Origin of the sequence: Shewanella sp. SM21 (assembly GCF_025654335.1) — a bacterium.
Taxonomy (GTDB): Bacteria; Pseudomonadota; Gammaproteobacteria; order Enterobacterales; family Shewanellaceae; genus Shewanella; species Shewanella oncorhynchi.
In genome coordinates this window covers 42,127-60,243 of record NZ_JAKKRL010000005.1, presented here as the reverse complement: position 1 = coordinate 60,243, position 18,117 = coordinate 42,127, and the positions used below count along the sequence as shown (strand labels likewise).

General features: G+C 44.8%; 13 protein-coding genes and 1 pseudogene. 8 read left to right on the top strand and 6 right to left on the bottom strand.

From position 1 onward, the window contains the following. The first annotated feature begins 87 nt into the window (after positions 1-87). Together yjeH and L5L94_RS07930 are read left to right on the top strand one after the other, a co-directional pair. Positions 88-1,350 carry an L-methionine/branched-chain amino acid transporter gene (gene yjeH / locus L5L94_RS07935; RefSeq protein ID WP_113940284.1) on the top strand — a complete coding sequence of 421 codons (1,263 nt, stop codon included), beginning with the start codon at positions 88-90 and terminating at the stop codon, positions 1,348-1,350. Between the two features lie 288 nt (positions 1,351-1,638). Beyond that, positions 1,639-2,463: an HDOD domain-containing protein gene (locus L5L94_RS07930; protein WP_131525752.1), complete on the top strand. Its 825-nt coding sequence runs from the start codon at positions 1,639-1,641 to the stop codon at positions 2,461-2,463. 177 nt (positions 2,464-2,640) lie between these two features. On the opposite strand, the gene L5L94_RS07925 is transcribed toward L5L94_RS07930, so the two are convergent. Both L5L94_RS07925 and L5L94_RS07920 read right to left on the bottom strand, forming a co-directional pair. Then, entirely contained in the window at positions 2,641-3,102 is a 462-nt protein-coding gene (locus L5L94_RS07925; protein WP_263162368.1) for a TerB family tellurite resistance protein, read from the bottom strand. Positions 3,103-3,202: 100 nt separating this feature from the next. Further along, positions 3,203-3,733 (bottom strand): DUF2780 domain-containing protein, encoded by a 531-nt coding sequence (locus L5L94_RS07920; protein ID WP_168827259.1) that lies wholly within the window; start codon positions 3,731-3,733, stop codon positions 3,203-3,205. A 190-nt stretch (positions 3,734-3,923) separates the two neighbouring features. On the opposite strand from L5L94_RS07920, the gene L5L94_RS07915 reads away from it, so the two are divergent. Both L5L94_RS07915 and L5L94_RS07910 read left to right on the top strand, forming a co-directional pair. Continuing rightward, positions 3,924-4,631 (top strand): hypothetical protein, encoded by a 708-nt coding sequence (locus L5L94_RS07915; protein WP_105250588.1) that lies wholly within the window; start codon positions 3,924-3,926, stop codon positions 4,629-4,631. Positions 4,632-4,664: 33 nt separating this feature from the next. Continuing rightward, positions 4,665-6,143 (top strand): DUF4145 domain-containing protein, encoded by a 1,479-nt coding sequence (locus tag L5L94_RS07910; RefSeq protein WP_263162366.1) that lies wholly within the window; start codon positions 4,665-4,667, stop codon positions 6,141-6,143. Positions 6,144-6,165: 22 nt separating this feature from the next. On the opposite strand, the pseudogene L5L94_RS07905 reads toward L5L94_RS07910, so the two are convergent. Beyond that, positions 6,166-6,514: pseudogene (locus L5L94_RS07905) on the bottom strand (hypothetical protein). A 376-nt stretch (positions 6,515-6,890) separates the two neighbouring features. On the opposite strand from L5L94_RS07905, the gene L5L94_RS07900 reads away from it, so the two are divergent. Both L5L94_RS07900 and L5L94_RS07895 read left to right on the top strand, forming a co-directional pair. Then, on the top strand, positions 6,891-8,762 hold the full coding sequence (locus L5L94_RS07900) for a methyl-accepting chemotaxis protein (RefSeq protein WP_263162362.1): 1,872 nt from the start codon (positions 6,891-6,893) through the stop codon (positions 8,760-8,762). A gap of 482 nt (positions 8,763-9,244) precedes the next feature. Beyond that, complete coding sequence (locus L5L94_RS07895) at positions 9,245-11,116, top strand: methyl-accepting chemotaxis protein (protein WP_263162360.1); 1,872 nt, start codon at positions 9,245-9,247, stop codon at positions 11,114-11,116. Positions 11,117-11,199: 83 nt separating this feature from the next. On the opposite strand, the gene L5L94_RS07890 is transcribed toward L5L94_RS07895, so the two are convergent. Next, positions 11,200-12,171, bottom strand: a complete 972-nt coding sequence (locus tag L5L94_RS07890) for a LysR family transcriptional regulator (protein WP_113940290.1) — start codon at positions 12,169-12,171, stop codon at positions 11,200-11,202. Between the two features lie 113 nt (positions 12,172-12,284). Between L5L94_RS07890 and L5L94_RS07885 the strand changes: the two genes are divergently transcribed. After that, positions 12,285-13,493 (top strand): multidrug effflux MFS transporter, encoded by a 1,209-nt coding sequence (locus L5L94_RS07885; protein ID WP_113940291.1) that lies wholly within the window; start codon positions 12,285-12,287, stop codon positions 13,491-13,493. 170 nt (positions 13,494-13,663) lie between these two features. On the opposite strand, the gene L5L94_RS07880 is transcribed toward L5L94_RS07885, so the two are convergent. Next, entirely contained in the window at positions 13,664-14,497 is an 834-nt protein-coding gene (locus L5L94_RS07880; RefSeq protein WP_263162358.1) for a hypothetical protein, read from the bottom strand. 226 nt (positions 14,498-14,723) lie between these two features. On the opposite strand from L5L94_RS07880, the gene L5L94_RS07875 reads away from it, so the two are divergent. After that, complete coding sequence (locus L5L94_RS07875; RefSeq protein ID WP_263162354.1) at positions 14,724-15,344, top strand: tRNA-uridine aminocarboxypropyltransferase; 621 nt, start codon at positions 14,724-14,726, stop codon at positions 15,342-15,344. Positions 15,345-15,902: 558 nt separating this feature from the next. Here the strand turns inward: L5L94_RS07875 and L5L94_RS07870 are convergent. Next, a complete protein-coding gene (locus L5L94_RS07870) occupies positions 15,903-18,023 on the bottom strand; it encodes a putative bifunctional diguanylate cyclase/phosphodiesterase (protein ID WP_263162352.1) in 2,121 nt (706 codons plus the stop codon). Positions 18,024-18,117 lie beyond the last annotated feature (94 nt).

Below are 18,117 nucleotides of genomic sequence, written 5' to 3'. Positions count from 1 at the left end.
TGGACGTGGAGAACACTGAAATTAACGGCAGATTGTAGGGCGAAATCTCATTATACTGACAGCTCAAAAAACACAGAATATTAACAGATGAATTCAAATAGCGGAACTATAGGTCGTTGGCAAGGTGCGGGTTTAATGGCGACCACTTTGCTCGGTACAGGGGTATTTATTTTGCCTCAGATGACTATTGAAAAAGCGCATTCTGGCGCCTTAGTCGCATGGATCTTGTTAACCTTGGCCATTATTCCTGTGGCACTGGTCTTTGGTCGTTTAGCAAGTGTATTTCCCCATGCCGCAGGCCCCGCTTACTTTGTCGAAAAAGCCTTTGGTCGCACTGCTGGTCGAACAATTGGACTGATCTTTTTACTGGTTGTGCCCATGGGGGCGCCGGCCGCGATTTTGATGACCTTTCAGTTTGTGAATGCCTTAATACCGATATCGGGTTGGTCCAAGGTTGGTGTTGAAATACTCGTGATTTTTGGCTTGTTTCTGATTAATTTAAGAGGTATCCAAGTGTCGGCTAAGCTGCAATTTGGCCTGACACTTTGCATAGTCGCCGTTGTTGTGGTCTTGTTTGGTGCGAGTAGTTTTCAGCAAGGTCATCTCACGACACTTGCTAGCCATGGTATGCCTGAAATGCCGACCGTGATGATTGCCGCTGGTATCGCTTTTTGGAGTTTCTTGGGTATAGAAGCTATGACGCATCTTGCCGATGATTTTCGTCGTCCGCAGCAGGATATGATCCCCGCTATGATGATGGGCACAGTGCTGGTGGGCGTGATTTATGTGGCTTGTACACTTTTATTGCTATTAGTGCCGACAGATAAAAGTGTCGCCATGATCGGCGTGTTTGACCAACTGCTCGGTGGTTACGGCGCACAAGTGATTGGTGTGTTAGGTATTGCAAGTGGATTGGCAACCGTTAACGTGTATGCGGCCAGTGCGGCACGTCTGGTCTGGAGTTTTAGTTGTGAAGGCATTTTACCGCGCTTCTTTGCCGTTAAGAATGCTCATGGTGTACCTATTCGCGCACTTGCTGCGCTGTTATCTGTGATGGCAAGCGTGATCGTACTGACTTACCTTACCGGGCAAGAGTTAGAGCACCTTATTGCATGGAGCAACGGCGTATTTGTGGTGATCTATTTGATGGCTATGCTCGCTGCCGCTAAGTTATTACCACGGCACAATTGGCCGCTGGTGGCGCTGGGTTGTGCGTTTTGCTTAGTATTAGGTTTTGCCCTAGGTGCAAGTATGTCCTACGTGCTTGTGTTGATCTTAGTGGTCGCACCATTTTTGTGGTGGCAAAAGACCCATATTAGTCGCAAACAAAGTTTGGCGTTACCTGAGTAATATTCGCACCCTCTGGGGCTAAATCAACATGATGGGTTAATTAAAAAAGCCCCGAACTCTTTATTGCCATAAGAGTTTGGGGCTTTTTTGTGTGGTTTAGTGGATTTCGAAACTGGATATGATTGAGTGCGATTAAATTGAATGAAATAAAGAGGTAAACCTTAATTCTGATGGCCGCCAAGCTTTGTTGCCGAAGGACTGCACATTACTGATATTTAATGTATCTCGGTGAGCGAGGCGATAACTTGTGTTCTATATTTTGATCATTCATACGGAAGGAGAATAAATATGGATTCAGCTGCGTTGCTCAATCGTGTCGATGAGTTACCTAGGTTACCTAAGGCGATCAGTGAATTGTTAGATGCGGTCAATGATGACAATGCGACAGTAAAAAGCATTGCCACTAAAGTTTCACACGATCCCTTAATCAGCGCTAGGGTGTTACGCCTTGCTAATTGTGCCCACTATGGACGTAGTCGAGAGGTTGGCACTATTGATGAAGCTGTTGTGCGTCTTGGAATGCAAACCCTACGAACCTTAGTGCTCGCATCGGCGGTGATTGGTGCAGTCCCTAAGTGTGAAGGAATAGATTTAGCCCAGTTTTGGGGGCAAACCTTTGAGATTGCGCTTTATAGTCAAGAAATGGCAAAGCGTTGTGGTGCAGTCCCAGAAGAGGCTTTTACTTGCGGTATCTTACATCGTATTGGCGATCTATTGATTGCGGCAGTATCGCCTGAAGATGCGGCGAAAATTGCCGAAGCTGTGGCACAGGGCAAAGATAAGCATCAGTTTGAGCGCGAGTTACTCGGATATGATTCCCCGGATATTGGCGCATTACTAGCGAAAAACTGGAAGTTTACACCAGCGTTAGTGCAAGGCATTTTGTATCAAGACCACCCTAAGGATTCAAACCCATTTTCAAAACTTGCTGCGTTATTATGCTTATCTTACAAAGTTCTAGATGAGTGGGATACGATTGAGGATGAGGAGAAAACCAGTTGGTTATCTCAATTAGCGACTAAGAAAGGATTGAAGATGGAGATGGGCGGGCTAAGGACTAAGTTGACTGAATTACACGGTTCGGGATATGAAATCGGTAAAGCGTTAGCTTAGGAGCTTGTTTAGTTTAGTTTTTTGGTGAGTAGGGCGGCAGTAAAAATATTTTTAGCCAAAGAGCGATATCAATTTAGTCTTAAGAAGACCATCGCGTGAATGGGGAACGGGTGTTTCGCATTCACGCTTTTTTATGGGCTTTTGTTGATTTGCACTTTGACTGAATAGTGGATGTGGTTAGCCAGTTTGTTGGGTTGCAGCTATGGCAAGATTACGCATTTGGATCAACTCGCTGTGTTTGAGGTGCAACAAATCAGCGGTGCGTCGAATGATCTGGTCTTCATATTGGGATAGCTGGCCATCGGCGTAGGCCAGTTGCCACATTGCGAGCAACAATTGCTGCTTTTGCGCTAGGCTAAATTCAGCGTTAATGGCTGAGGTGAATTCAAAGAGTGAGGTTGCGCTTCCTTGTACGCTTTTAGCTTCATCAATCAGTATCTTAGCGTCTATTTCTGACATTGATAAGGTATCGGTTAGCAGCTTAGGTAATAAGGCTTCTTCCTCTGCCGTTAAGGTCTCATCGGCAAACACGACTTCAAGTAACATACTCGCTGCGGCCAGTTTAAGTTGATGTGCCTTGTCTTCAGGGGAGACTGCTTGAGTATGAGCTTCAAAAAATCGTCTTAATTTCGCAATCATATTTGGCGGTTCTCATGCTGGAGGGAATATAAAGTAGAGTCGATAGGGAAGTGAAAGTTCACCCTAAACCTTGTATTGCTTAGGGTGAGGTAAGACTGAATTACAGTAGCGAGTTCAGACCTTTCACCAGTAAGTCTGAGGTGCCTTCAGTGCCATTGGTATCTAAGTAAGACTTTGCTATGTTGATCATTGGCATTGCTAGATCTTTAGAAATACCCAATTTTTCAAAGGCGTCTAATACCATAGCACTGCCTTGCAGTGATGAACCTAAATCACCCGCTTTGGATAATAAGCCAGAAACACCCGATTTTGAGTCCAATTTAGGCGCAGCGGCTAGCAAGCTATCGGCATTAGGAATGCTGGCAGCCAGTTTTGAGTAGTCGGTTGTTCCTAAGCTTGATTGCGCTAAGCCTAATAAACTGCCTAAGCCACCTTCGGCTTGAGTTTGGTTTAAACCCAATTGTGACATGACGCTGCCAACTAAATCATTCGACTGAGTTGCCGCTGCTGTAGTGGTCGCTTTTTCAGTTTTGGCTTGAGTTCCTGCCAAGTTATCTAACCAGCCTGCACTGGCGGGCGCCGCTAAAATACAAGTGCTGAGGAGGATAGAGAAGGTCAGAGTGTGTTTCATATGGAAGCGTCCTTTGATGGTTTGCGCACGAGTTCGCTGGACAGTTTAGCGGGTTTGTCACTTTTGTTGCAGTAGTTTTCTGTGATTTACGGTTCACACTGGTGATTTCTACTGTGCATTGCCAAGGGATTTTCGGTATCCTTAGCGGCAATTCTAAGTGTTAATTCATTTCAATTATTTGGAAAGTCGCATGTCACTATCCGCAATTTTGTCAGAAGCCTATAACTTCTTCCGTAATCATCTGGCGCAACTCGCTATGCTGACGATCCCATTACTCTTGATCCAAGTGGGGATCCAGTTATGGCTTGGTATAGAGATGAGTAAAGTTGATCTAGAAAACCCACAGTTTGGCGCGCCGCATATGATCGCCATGATGCTGTTACTACTTACTTTTTCGGTATTAATTGCCGCTTTGACTCTGTTTTTAGAACTGCGCTCACAAGGGCATAGTCCTTCAGCGGGCGTGGTGTTGAAGGCGAGTTTACCTTTTGTTCCACCATTATTATTGGCTGGGGTGTTTTCTGGTCTAGCGATTTTAGCACCAGTGATGCTGTTTGCCGCCTTCGGTCCTGTGTGGCTGGTAGGATTGGTAATTAGCTTCTATCTCTTTGCGCGTTTAGCCTATGTGAACTTTATGGTTGTGGTTGAGCGCTTAACACCGCTAGAAGCGATTAAGGGTAGTTTTAGTTTTAGTGGCCCTATCGTACTGAAAACCATTGCATTATTGATGTTATATTTACCACTCTCAGTCATAGGTAGCCAGCTTTCTGGGTTAGCGTCCATGGGCGGATTACCTGTGCAAATGTTAGCGGATACTTTTATGTCTTTTATTGGATTATTCGTTAACGTCGCTTTGTTCCGCTTATATATGGTGTCGAAAAAACCAAGCGTCGAATAGTGCAACATCAATTCAGCCTGCAGGGAATCACTCATGGGGACGAAAACAGTCATTAAGGATAGTGAGTTTATCCACGATTTTTCGGTCTCCTTGAGTGATGATTACCTCAAGGCTAAAAGCTATGTGCAGGATGTACCGACACAGTCGCTGCTACACATTCGCAGTTTTACCCATAAACTTACAGAGTTACTGGGGCAAGATAAGCAAATCGCGTTTTCGAGTCCGAATTTATACGATAGGATCGAACAGCTAAATCAGCGGCGCGTGATTGATGTGAAGACCACTCGTGCCCTGCATCGATTGCGTGCCGACGGTAACCGCGGTGCTCATCCTGAGAAATACCATCTCACCCAGGAACAATTACTCGCGCTAGCGCAAAAATCCATTAAAGATGTCCTGACTTTAGTCGAGCACTTGTATCCTAAGGTTAAAAGTCGAGTTGCCCCTGACTACTGTTATGAAGCGACTGACGCAATGACGGTGAGGGACTTATGTTACCGCGCGGTGATGGAAGATGACCCGCAAGCGCAGTATTTGGTGGGGATATCGTTTAAGACCAAGGCTTTGATACTGAAAGAACAAGAACTGCTCAAAGAGCAAGAACTTGCGGCAGAAGCCGAAGCTATATCAAGCCAAGATTTATCCACAGTTTCACCTCTAAATACCATTTCTCACATTAGCGCAGCTGACAGTTTTGCCCGAGCGGCCTATTGGTTTTCCCTTGCGGCACCTAAGCACATGGAAGCCTTACATGAGCATGGCGTAGCACTGATCCACGGTTATCAAGGCGCGCCAGAAGTGGCTAAAGGTGAACAGATCATTGCCATTGCAGCAGCAGCAGGTGTGGTCAATGCGATGGCGTTATTGGGATATTTTTATCTTGTAGGCAGTGAGTCGTTTCAACCCGACAGCAAGTTAGCACAGCAATATTTACAAGGTGCGGCAGATGGCGAGCAAACCGAAGCGATGGCGAATCTAGGTGTATTGCATTACCAACAAAAGAACTTAACTCAAGCCTATCATTTTATAAGCAAAGCCGCGCAAGCAGGTTATCCCCATGCCCAGTATCATTTAGCATTAATGCTTGCCAATGGAGATGGTTGTACTCGAGATATGATTGCCAGTGAGCATTGGATGGCCGAAGCTGCCGAGCAAGGACAACTCGATGCTATGCTCACGCGGGCGCAACATATGCTCAATGATGACAATGCCTTTGGCAGTGATTTGACTCAAGCTGAGGATTATTTGCGCCAAGTGATAAAATATAGCCACAGTGTGCCTGCGATGATTGAGCTGAGTATGGCACTGGCCGACGGTATCTTAGGACGAATTGATGTCGTTGGATCTGCGGCTTTACTTAAACTGGCACGGCAAAATGCCAATAAAAAAGAGGCGGATATTATCGAGCCTCTGTGGCGTTCACTGGTATTACAGATTGAAAATGTGCTTGAGGTAACCCAAGATCCCGCCGAAATTCATAGCCTTAAACGCGCGCAGACCTTACTCGCTTGAGCGCAGTTTTGCTTCGATTGAACTAGTGTTCATCCTCTTTAATGCTCAAAAGTGCGCCCTTGATGGCGTGTCGCATTAGATTCCCTAACAATAGTGTCAGATCCATAAACCTGACTCTGCGGCTCCTCTGTCGCGTGGGCATGCTGCGTTGCGCTTGCCTGAGCCTGATTAAACTTAGCCAACTGACGTGCCATATAAAAGCGGCTAAATAGGACTAAACAACCGAGCGCAATCGCGCCAAATAAGAGCACGAAGGGCAATAAAAATAGTGATAAACAAATTAGGCTAATGCTAATTGCCATCGCTAACCAAGCCCGTGGGCCAGAAATTCGGGTCTGCAGTGGGCTCTGTTGGAACTGTTGAAAAATCATAAGAACTCCTCGATAGGCAGTGGACATTTAGTGTGCAATAGCGAGTGCGTCTAGGTCACGTTAATCTTGATTAATTTACTTTATTTTACTCCAGAGGCCATTTGGGTGTTGCGCATTACTTTGATATGTGATCGCATGCCTATCTATATGTTGTTGCTCGAATAACGGTTGGTTAATTATATGTGTTTGCTAAAATCTTTTTGATGTAAATCTGAGCAATTTCTTTGCTAACTGTACAGAATATGAGAAAATTCAGCGCAAATTTAACTGCAGTTTTAACTCAGTTAGCCGCCTTATTATATTGGTTGTAAATATTCGTTCGACCCGCTCAAACACCCTCTTGTTTCACTGCTTTGTTAATTAATTAGACGCCAACATGAACTCATATTCGCTCAAGCAAAAAATTCTGTTCTCTGTCGTGGCAGCCCTTTCACTCGTGATTGGTTTGTTGTCATGGCAAAGTTATTCCAGCCAAAAATCCCAGCTGTTACAAAACAGCCTAGAACAAGTGCAGCGCTTAGGTGAACAGCAGGCTGAGCGGATCCAAGAATGGTTGGCTGGCCGCCAAGATATTATGGGAGCCCTGGCGAACAAAGTTGAAGGTGACAGCCTCAATACACTTCAACAAGCACAGGCATCGGGCCGTTTTCAGCTGACCTATTTCGGCTCTCAAGCAGGGCAAATGTTGGATTCTGATCCGAGTATTGATCGTACGGGCTATGATCCTCGCCGCCGCCCTTGGTATCAACAAGCCATCAGTGAGCGCGGTCTTATTTTGACAAAACCTTACGTGGATGTTGCCTATAACATTCTGGTTGTGACTATGGCACAGCCTACCGCACAAGGTGTTGTGGGTGGTGACTTATCTATCGCAAGCCTAGTTGACGGTGTTAATCGGATGAAGTTACCGGCAAACGGTTATGCCATCATGATGCACAAAGACGGCACTGTGATCGCTTATAAAGATCAAGCTAAGACGATGAAACCTATAGGTGAAATCGACAATGAGCTTAATCGCAACTTACCAGAACAGAGCCGTGCAGCGGGTACTCTGTTGCCTATGTATTTTGAAAATGAAGGACGTGACAAATTAGTCTGGAGCGTTGATATCCCTAATACAGATTGGGAATTAGTGTTAGTGCTTGATAAGGAAACGCTAGAGTCGCCACTGTCGAGCTTGTTACTCACTCAGTTTGGGCTTTCTGCACTCGTGTTGATCTTAAGTGTATTAGCCATTTCTTGGCTAGTAAGTGTCCTGCTGGGTCCATTGAGCCGAGTATCGCAGGCACTGGCGCGTATTGCCGATGGCAATGGTGATTTAACTCAGCGTATTTCAGTCGACACTCAAGATGAAGTGGGCGTGCTTGCCGACAGCTTTAACCGCTTTGTGGGCAGTCAACATCAGCTGATCAGCCATATTCGCCAATTAGCGAATGAGTTAGATGCCGATGCTGAACGTAGTCTTGCCACCACGCAAACTTCAGTTGCGGAGTTACAACGTCAGCAGCAAGAAGTCGCTATGGTCGCGACTGCGGTAACTGAAATGGCGAGTGCGACTAATGAGATTGCAGCCAATGCTGAGAACACGGCAACAGCGGCTCAACAGTCTGCAGCGAGCAGTTTACAGGGCAAAGAGTTAGTGAATAAAACTCGTAACTCGATTAATTCCCTCGCCGATGAAGTGACTCAAGCAACGGATGTCATTGAAGACTTGAGCCGTCATGCTAAATCCATTTCGAGCATCCTGGCGACAATTCAAGGAATTGCCGAGCAAACTAACCTGTTGGCGCTTAACGCAGCCATTGAAGCGGCGCGTGCTGGCGAGCAAGGCCGTGGTTTTGCGGTCGTTGCCGATGAAGTTCGAGTACTGTCACGTCGTACACAGGATTCGACTCAGGAAGTACATACCACGATTGAAACGCTACAACGGACTACTGCCAGAGCAGTCAGCTTGATGGAAAGCAGCCAAGCATTAGCGGGTCATAGCGTAGAAGATGCCAATGCGGCGGCGAAAGCCCTTGAAGAGATTACGCAAGCGGTCAATGTGATTTCAGATATGGCAGGCCAAATTGCTACCGCAGCGGAAGAACAGACTCAAGTGACGGGTGAAATAACCCAGAATACGGTTGCGATTAAAGATGTGACCGATGAGATTACCGCATCGGCCATGGCAGATTTGGCACAGGCGAGGGGCTTAAAAGCCCGCGCTAATGATCTGAATGCGCAAGTCGCGACATTTATTCTTTAGTTTCCTTAACTCGATTTTTTGAATAATAGATATTTAAGTAAATTTCAAACGTAGGTTTACAATAGCTAATAGTTTTCCTCCGCGCCTTAGGCGGCGCGAAGGTATTACTTTTTAAGTTTTTTTGTGACGAGACAACAGTTAGTTGATTATACCTTTATTTAAAGGTGTCATTCTGTTTAGTTTTTACAAGATTTTAAAATCAATTAATAAATATTTTAATTTGCAATTTTGGTTGAATTTAATTTTTAGTTGTTTGCATTAATATGCATTTTAAGCCTTTTTAATGTTTTGTACTTATTTAAATTTGGCTAATTTAGTTTGTTTTTTAACTTAAATTTATTCTTTAATTTATTTATCTTTCATGGTCAGCGTGAAATAATTAAGTTATTTTACGTCTCTAAGTAAACTCACTGCTGCTAAAAATAGCTGTTGTTATATTTAGTCGGTATGGTTATCAGGTCTTTATTTGTGAAAAATATATTATGAAATCATATTCATTAAGACAAAAAATCCTTTTTTCCGTAATTCTCGCTCTCTCATCGGTAATTTTACTGTTATCTTGGCAAAGTTATACAAGTCAGAAGAAAGTACTATTAGACGTGAATTTAGAACAGGCTCAACGACTTGGTGAGCAGCAAGCGCTACTTATCAGTGAGTGGCTCGTAAGCCGTCAGCAAATTGTTAAAGGAATCGGTGGGCAGTTGAGTCATGACATTGTGCAAGCAATGAAACAGGCTAAGCAATCGGGAGGGTTTGAATCGACATATTTTGGTGAGTCTAACGGCAATATGAGAGATTCAGAGCCTGCAACTGACTATACAAATTATGATCCTCGTACACGACCTTGGTACCAAGAGGCTATGCGAACTGGTGGAAGTGTATTTACTCGACCTTATCTTGATACTGCTTTTAATATTTTAGTGGTGACCTTGGCCGAGCCTGTTGCAGGCGGAGTTATTGCTGGAGATCTATCGATTAGTAATCTTATCGAAGAGGTCAACCGCATGAAGTTACCGGCAAACGGTTATGCCATCATGATGCACAAAGACGGCACAGTGATCGCTTATAAAGATCAAGCTAAGACGATGAAACCTATAGCTGAAATCGATAACGAGCTTAATCGCAACTTACCAGAACAAAGCCGTGCAGCGGGCACTCTGTTACCTATGTATTTTGAAAATGAAGGACGTGACAAATTAGTCTGGAGCGTTGATATCCCTAATACAGATTGGGAATTAGTGTTAGTGCTTGATAAGGAAACGCTAGAGTCGCCACTGTCGAGCTTGTTACTCACTCAGTTTGGGCTTTCTGCACTCGTGTTGATCTTAAGTGTATTAGCCATTTCTTGGCTAGTAAGTGTCTTGCTGGGTCCTCTGAGTCGAGTATCGCAAGCACTTGCGCGTATTGCCGATGGCAATGGTGATTTAACTCAACGTATTTCTGTTGATACTCAAGATGAAGTGGGCGTGCTTGCCGACAGCTTTAACCGCTTTGTGAGCAGTCAACATCAGCTGATCAGCCATATTCGCCAATTAGCGAATGAGTTGGATGCCGATGCTGAACGTAGTCTTGCCACCACGCAAACTTCAGTTGCGGAATTACAACGTCAGCAGCAAGAAGTCGCTATGGTCGCGACTGCGGTAACTGAAATGGCGAGTGCGACTAATGAGATCGCAGCCAATGCTGAGAACACGGCAACAGCGGCTCAACAGTCTGCAGCGAGCAGTTTACAGGGCAAAGAGTTAGTGAATAAAACTCGTAACTCGATTAATTCTCTCGCCGATGAAGTGACTCAAGCAACGGATGTTATTGGCGATTTAAGTCGTCACGCTAAGTCTATCTCGAGTATTCTGGCGACAATTCAAGGGATTGCAGAGCAAACTAACCTGTTGGCGCTTAACGCAGCCATTGAAGCGGCGCGTGCTGGCGAGCAAGGCCGTGGTTTTGCGGTCGTTGCCGATGAAGTTCGAGTACTGTCACGTCGTACACAGGATTCGACTCAGGAAGTACATACTACGATTGAAACGCTACAACGCACTACCGCTCGAGCAGTCAGCTTGATGGAAAGCAGCCAAGCATTAGCGGGTCATAGCGTAGAAGATGCCAATGCCGCGGCGAAAGCCCTTGAAGAGATTACGCAAGCGGTCAACGTGATTTCAGATATGGCAGGCCAAATTGCTACCGCAGCGGAAGAACAGACTCAAGTGACGGGTGAAATAACCCAGAATACGGTTGCAATTAAAGATGTGACCGATGAGATTACCGCGTCGGCCATGGCAGATTTGGCACAGGCGAGAGGGTTAAAAGCCCGCGCTAATGACCTGAATGCGCAAGTCGCGACATTTATTCTGTAATCGCTATTCTTAATAGCGTGCCTCGATATTAGCCCGATAAAGCCTTTGCTTTGTCGGGCTTTTTACTGGCCGTTTTTGTCGTGTTAAAGCATTTCTGTGGGATTGAATAACTTAGCCACACTTTGACAAATGGTTTCTCTAATCCATTTATGCCCTTGATCTTCATCATTTCTTTGATGCCATAACAGCACATAGGCCATTGGCATAAATTCGAAAGGCAGTGGCAGTTGTTTGAGCGGATAAAGTTGGCAGGCGTGACGGGCAAAGCTCGACGGCAGAGTGAAGATTAAATTGCTGTGGGCGCAAACGCTGGCGGCGCCATAAAAGTCGGGTACAGTCGTGCTGATCCGGCGTCTATGCCCAAGATCGGCAAGAAAGTAATCCAGTGCCCACCAATCACTACCTTCACAACGAACCTGCACATGGGCCATATCGAGGTAAAGGGGTAAATTCCATTGTTCTGAGGTGAGCGCCGCCATCAGCGGGTGATCCTCTCGCACTAAGCAGACTTGTTGATCGGTAAATAATGTTTGATAGGCAATCCCTTCGGGCAAGCGATCCACTTGAAAATCCGACAGTGGATGCAAATCCCGCCCTGAAATACCAAAGTCGATTTGCCCTTGCTGCAAATCCTGCATCGATTTTTCGGTCCAGACATAGGAGTCGAGTTTGACGTTGGGTGCCGTGGTCAGCATAGGGCCGATAAAATATGGGATTAAGGTCTCATAGGCGCTTTCCACCATGGCAAAAGAAAATTGTCGATTGCTACTGGCAGGATTAAAGGTCGGAGGCTGAGTGAGTTGATACAAGTCTTGCAATATATTCGGTAGTTTTTGCCCAAGAATGAGGGCATGCGCGGTGGGTTTTAAGCCATGCGCCGTGCGCTGAAATAGGGGATCATCTAAGGTTTCTCTGAGTCGATTTAAGCTCTTACTGAGTGCTGACTGGCTTATATGTAATCGGCTGGCGGCGCGAGTGACACTCTGCTCCTCTAGCAGTACTTTGAGTATGACCAGCAAGTTCAAATCGATTCTGGCTAAGTTGTCGATATTCACAGATATTCCTCAGAGGAAATTTACTTTGGAAATTATACCATTTCTGTTCATACCTTGAGTTAATTAAAATAGCGCCCACTGAAATACCTTTCCCTGATCAACTGAGATTATTTATGCGGCGCAATCTGTTACCTATCCTGATGTCTATGGTGCTGCTCAGCCCATTAGCCATCGATATTTATTTACCTTCAATGCCAACTATGGCGACAGAATTCGCCGTATCTGCCAGTGATGTGCAATCCACACTCGTATTGTTTTTATTCGCCATGGGCTTAGGCCAAGTGTTGATTGGGCCATTAGCCGACCGTTATGGCCGCCGTCCTGTGGCCATTTTCGGGGTCTTACTCTACGGCGCAAGTAGTCTTCTCGCTGCCGCGGCCATCGAGTTTCATTGGTTACAGATTGCTCGTGTGCTGCAAGGTTTAGCCGCCTGTTCAACTTCTATCGTGGTGTTTAGTGCGGTGCGCGACTGCTACTCGCAAAAAGAAGGCGCTAAAATTTACAGTTACTTAAATGGTGCGATTTGCGTGATCCCAGCTTTAGCACCAACCTTAGGTGGCTTGTTAGCGATGCAATTCGGCTGGCGTTCAACCTTCGTTTTCATGACGTTATATGCCATGTTGATGATGCTCGTTGTTGGTTATCGCTTACCTGAGACTCGTCCAGCTAACACTGTTACTACTGGCCCACTTTACCGTTGGGGCAGATTCAAACCTGTACTCGGTAACACCCACTTTTTGTTTTATGCCTTTGCTTGTATGTCGGCTATGGCGGCTATTTTGAGTTATGTGTCTTATGCGCCTGTGTGGTTGATTGGGCATTTAGGGGTTTCTGAGCTGGCGTTTAGTGGCTTATTCGGACTCAATGCTGTGTTCAATATCGTGGCCTGTTTTGCGGCACCGATCGTCATTCGCAAACTGGGTAATCGTCCAACGGTTATTTTGGCTCTATCCTTACTCGTTCTGTCTTCAGTGGCGACAGTGGCGGGCCAACAGTTTGGTCCAAATACAGGGATGGCAGCAGCTTTTAACTTCATGTTACCTATGATGTTGTTATGTGTGGGATTTGCCTTCTTACTCGGCCCCGCGACTAGTATGGCGCTGTCAGCTTTCGGTGAGCGAGCGGGGACTGCCGCGGCTATGCTAGGTTTTATTCAGATGAGTGGTGCATCCGTTTTAGCTGGACTTATACAGCAAACGAATTTAACTGCACCTTATGCAGTGGCACTCGTCATGGGCGTGTTTTCTATCGGTTTATTGTTGATGATGGCGCTGAGTCGATTCGACCACTGGCACCAAGAGCAGTTAGTTGGCGAGCATTAGTAGTATTGAGTTCAGGAGCGATAAAGCGGGATTAGACCCATCATATGATCGATTGTGATGACGATGCTTCAAGAGTAAACAGGGCTGTTTGTGAAATCAGTGCTGCTGAGTATATTCTGTAAACCCTTTGCCCGCAGTCTTGCTAACCACAAGCTGCGGGCATTTTTTATTTAAAAGCGGCCGTTGAGACTAAGTGAAATATCAACGCCATCCCAATCGGGTTCAAATGACTTGGCAATACCAGCTCGAGCGGATATTAAGTCTGTAATACGCCAGTGATAAGCAGTATTAATACTGTAAGGGTCCTTATCGTCTTGAATACTGTAGTTTGCGCCGATAGACCAAGCGCGAGTCATGTACCAATCAGCAGTTAAGTTTACGATTGTACTGTTATTGCTATTGTTATATTGGCCGTTAGGGCCGTTAGTTAGCGTATTATCAGACTGGCTGTAGTAGATGTTTGCTTGCAAATCAATACCTGCTGTCGATTGCATAGGAATAAAACTGCGTATTCCTATGCCGAACGCATCATTGTCAGAATTTCCTTTTGATCCAAATCCAGCATCATAATCACCGTCACTACTGGAGTAGCTAGCATAAACAGCCGAGGTAGCGTTAAAGTAATAACCTAAGTTGATTCCATAAGTATTAGCATTATAGAAATCATTATCTAGATTGAAGTAATTTGCACCAACAAACCATTTAGATGCGAAAACATATTCTCCATTGACAGCATAAGAGTCTAAATCATCATTAAAACTATAATTACCACCAATATTAGATGTTTGTGCTAAAAAGCCACTTATTGCGTAGGGCGCAGAATCTTGACTAACTGGGGTAGAATAGTAGCGATAGTCAGCACTCCAGCCGCCATCACTAAATGCTTCACTTGAGGCGCCATAGTTAATATTGACATCATGTTGGTAGGCTTTGTCTGTGGCTGCAAATGTATTTGTACTCAATAATCCGAATACAACCGCAATACTGATCAGTCTTTTGTCCATTTTATCGTCCTTGTTGTGGGTACTGAAAGCAAGAAAAGTATAATAAATGCTAAGTGTTAGCAGTTTTAACTTATTGACCTTAGCGTTCTTGCTGGTGTCACTATACGATGTCGTCACAAAAGTTCAACAAAAAAACAGTTTGAAAAATAGAGCCTTAAACCGTCTTGCATATTGAATTTGAGTGAGCAGTGTGAGTTTTTAGGCTAAAGTTAAGAGGACTGCGCCTTTGTCGCGTTTTTATTGTTCTATCTGTCGTTATCCGCAAAATGCTTGCTTATGTGCGAGTGTTCAGCCTATCTCTCCAATGACTCAGTTGGTGGTTTTACAGCACCCGAGTGAAGTCGAACATAAGAAGAATAGTGTGCGGGTATTGAGTCTTGCTGTACCTAAAACGCAAGTTTATGTGGGTGAAAGCGAGTCTGATTTCAAAGGCTTACGGGAATATTTAGCGGTGTGTAATAAGCCTATTTATCTCGTCTATCCCTCTGCGTTAAGTGTAAGTGTTGAACAGCAACGTATTAATCCTGATTGTATATTGCTGTTGCTCGATGGCACTTGGCGTAAGGCATTCAAAATGCTGCAGCTGAATCCTTGGTTAACCCAGTATCCTGCGGTGCATTTGGCTGAAGGTTATGAATCGCGCTATCGGATCCGTAAATCGAGTCGTAGCGATAGTTTATCGACCTTAGAAGCTTGCGCTTATATGTTAAGCGCCCTCGATCCTACCCTTGATGTTCAGCCGTTAATGATGGCATTTGATACTATGGTGGAACTGCGGATTAAGGCGATGCCGAGTACAGTGCAGGCTCGTTATCAGAACTCAAATGAATCCAATGGTAAGGTATAGTTGATGAGGTTAAGGCTATTGAGTCTTAGATTTTTTAAGTATGAATTAGTGCTTTTAAGTTATTGAGTTTTGAGACTCCGTACGAATTAAAATAGTCAAAATCTTATTCAGATCACGCTAACGTAATGTGAAATACGGTTTAATAACTGGGATTCATTTGCGCAGCAAATGATGAGATAGCTTTGCCAGCCAATTGCTTTGCAGGGGAGTAATTCCATTCATTACTATTAGTAAATGGCGTGCTGGCAGGGCTATCGAGCTTTAAATATGGTTTTTTTTATTGATAATGATGAGAGCGCTTTGCCAGGCCATCATTGGTTTTGCAGGGGAGTAGATTCCATTCATTACTATTAGTAAATAGCGTGCTGGCAGGGCTATCGAGCTTAAATCGTATGTTTTCTGCAAGAAAATCTTTCCCCTTAGTTCGCGACCCATCAAAATATTTCGATAAAACCTTAGCGGAATCTTTCGTTTTCCGTTGTAAATGTTGAGAGCGTTAATTCGGTACGTCGGTCGGATTATCGAGCCGATGCGAACATCGGCAGTCCTAAATCTGTTCTAGGCTAAGCGTTTTTCCGCAAGAAAGGCTTGGGTGAAGTTTTCGACTGAACTCGGGTAGCCAAATAGAAATCCTTGGGCGAAACCTTGGCCCATATCTGTCATTATGTCTTTTTGTTGTTGAGTTTCAATACCTTCTGCGACGAAGTGAATGTCGAGTGCTTGTGCTAGTTGCACTATAGCATTGCAGAGCTTTTGTCCTGAGACTTCGTTTAAGCGCAAGGCAAACTCGGCATCAATTTTGACGCTGTCTATTGGCAAAGTCCCTAAGCGACTGAGTGACGATAACCCAGTCCCAAAATCATCGATGGCAATGCTGACACCTAACGCTTTGATACGATTGAGTGTGAGTCGTGCTTGCTCCGGTTGTCGTAACAATGCCGATTCGGTAATTTCTAAAATCAGTGCTTCGGCGGGTAACTTCGACATTTCTAAGGCATTTATCACTTGGTCGATAAAATCTAAGTGTTCTAATTGCAGTGGTGACACATTGACTGAAATTCTAAAGTCGGGTTGATAATGTGCTCGCCAGAGGGCCGCTTGTACACAGGCCTGTTCTAATACCCATTGGCCAATGCTGACAATTAATCCTGTTTCCTCAAGCAATGGCACAAAGTCGGCAGCTTCATAATATTCTGTCGGTGACTTCTGCCAGCGGAGCAGGGCTTCGGCAGCAATAGTTTGATTTGTGTGTAAATCGACTATGGCTTGATAAGCGAGAGTGAATTGTTTTAGGCTATGCGCATGCCTTAGGTTATTGATTAACTGTAATTTTAACTCGGCTGCTAGGCTCATTTCCTTATCGTAAAACACGAGATGCGGTAAGCTCTTTTTAGCGCAATACATGGCAGTATCGGCAAGACTAATCAGTTGTCCCGCTTGGTTACTGTGGGTAGGAAATAGCGCAATGCCTATGCTGGTGCCGAGGAAGAACTTTTGGCCTTCAATTTCAAAGGGGCTCTCAAATAAGCTGAGAATCTGTTCTGCAAACAGTTGGATTTCATCTTTGCAGCTACAGTCTTGCAGCACTAAGGTAAACTCATCTCCTCCCATACGGGCTATATCGGCTTTTTCGATACAACCCGCCTCGAGACGGGCGGCGACGAGTTGTAATACTCTATCGCCCATGGAGTGACCGAAGCTGTCATTGATATTCTTGAAACCATTGAGATCTAAAAACATCAACGCCCCCAGTGCGAGGGGATCAGTTTTAAGTTTTTCGAGGGCACTATTGAGGATCTGTTTGAGATGGAACCTGTTAGGTAATCCAGTCAAGGTATCGTACATAGCCCGAGTTGTTAGCTGGGTTTCTAATAGTTTTTTAGTACTAATATCACTGAAAATATTCACATTATAATGAGCATCATCTTCAGTGACGATTTTACGACTGCTCTGCCAAGCAGGGAAGTTACTGCCATCTGAACGTCTTTTCCACGTTTCGCCCTGCCAAAATCCCCTTTGTTTCAAGGCGATTTGGCATTCGGTTTCTTCCCCCATATTATGGGTTCTTACCTCTAAAAATTCAGGGGTTTTACTGATGAGCTGCTCTGCGCTATAGCCGCAAATACGGCACATGGCTTTATTGACAGCCAAAATTTGATTATCAGTGTCAGTGATATACACAGCTTCGGCACTTTCTTCGAGCGTGGTCGATAAAATCTCTTTGGGAATATGAGCAAAACCATCAGAAATCGTTTCGCGCATTTGATTGCGGCGATTAAGAGCTTGTAATTCAACGAGTACAACGGGCTGTTGTTGCAGATAACAGCGATAGAGATTAATTCGAGTCGGCAGTTCATTGCCTTGTTGGCTCATGTGCAGCCAGTTGAATTCAACATTATTGCCTGCAATGGCTTCAAGGATCATTTCCCGCGCAAATTCAACACTATTGCGGCCTGAAGATTGGATCCTCGGAGAAAAATCATAGGGAGTTGCATTCACAAAAGCATCGTATTCAGTCTCAAAATAACTGAGGGTGGCTTGGTTGGCACTAATAAAGCTAAAGCCTTGAATTAAGGCTAAGGGGGTTCTATGGGGATGTGCTTGCCAGAGAGACAGCTTTTCTTGCAGTACAGGATCATCTGTACTGAGTTTCTTAAGTAAGTGTTGCCATCTGATCATTCAGGATACTCCCTTGTGACGCAAAATAGTCACATCCCATTTTTAGGTCTTCGTTGAACACGAAGTTGCCCAATAGTACATCATTCCAATGGGG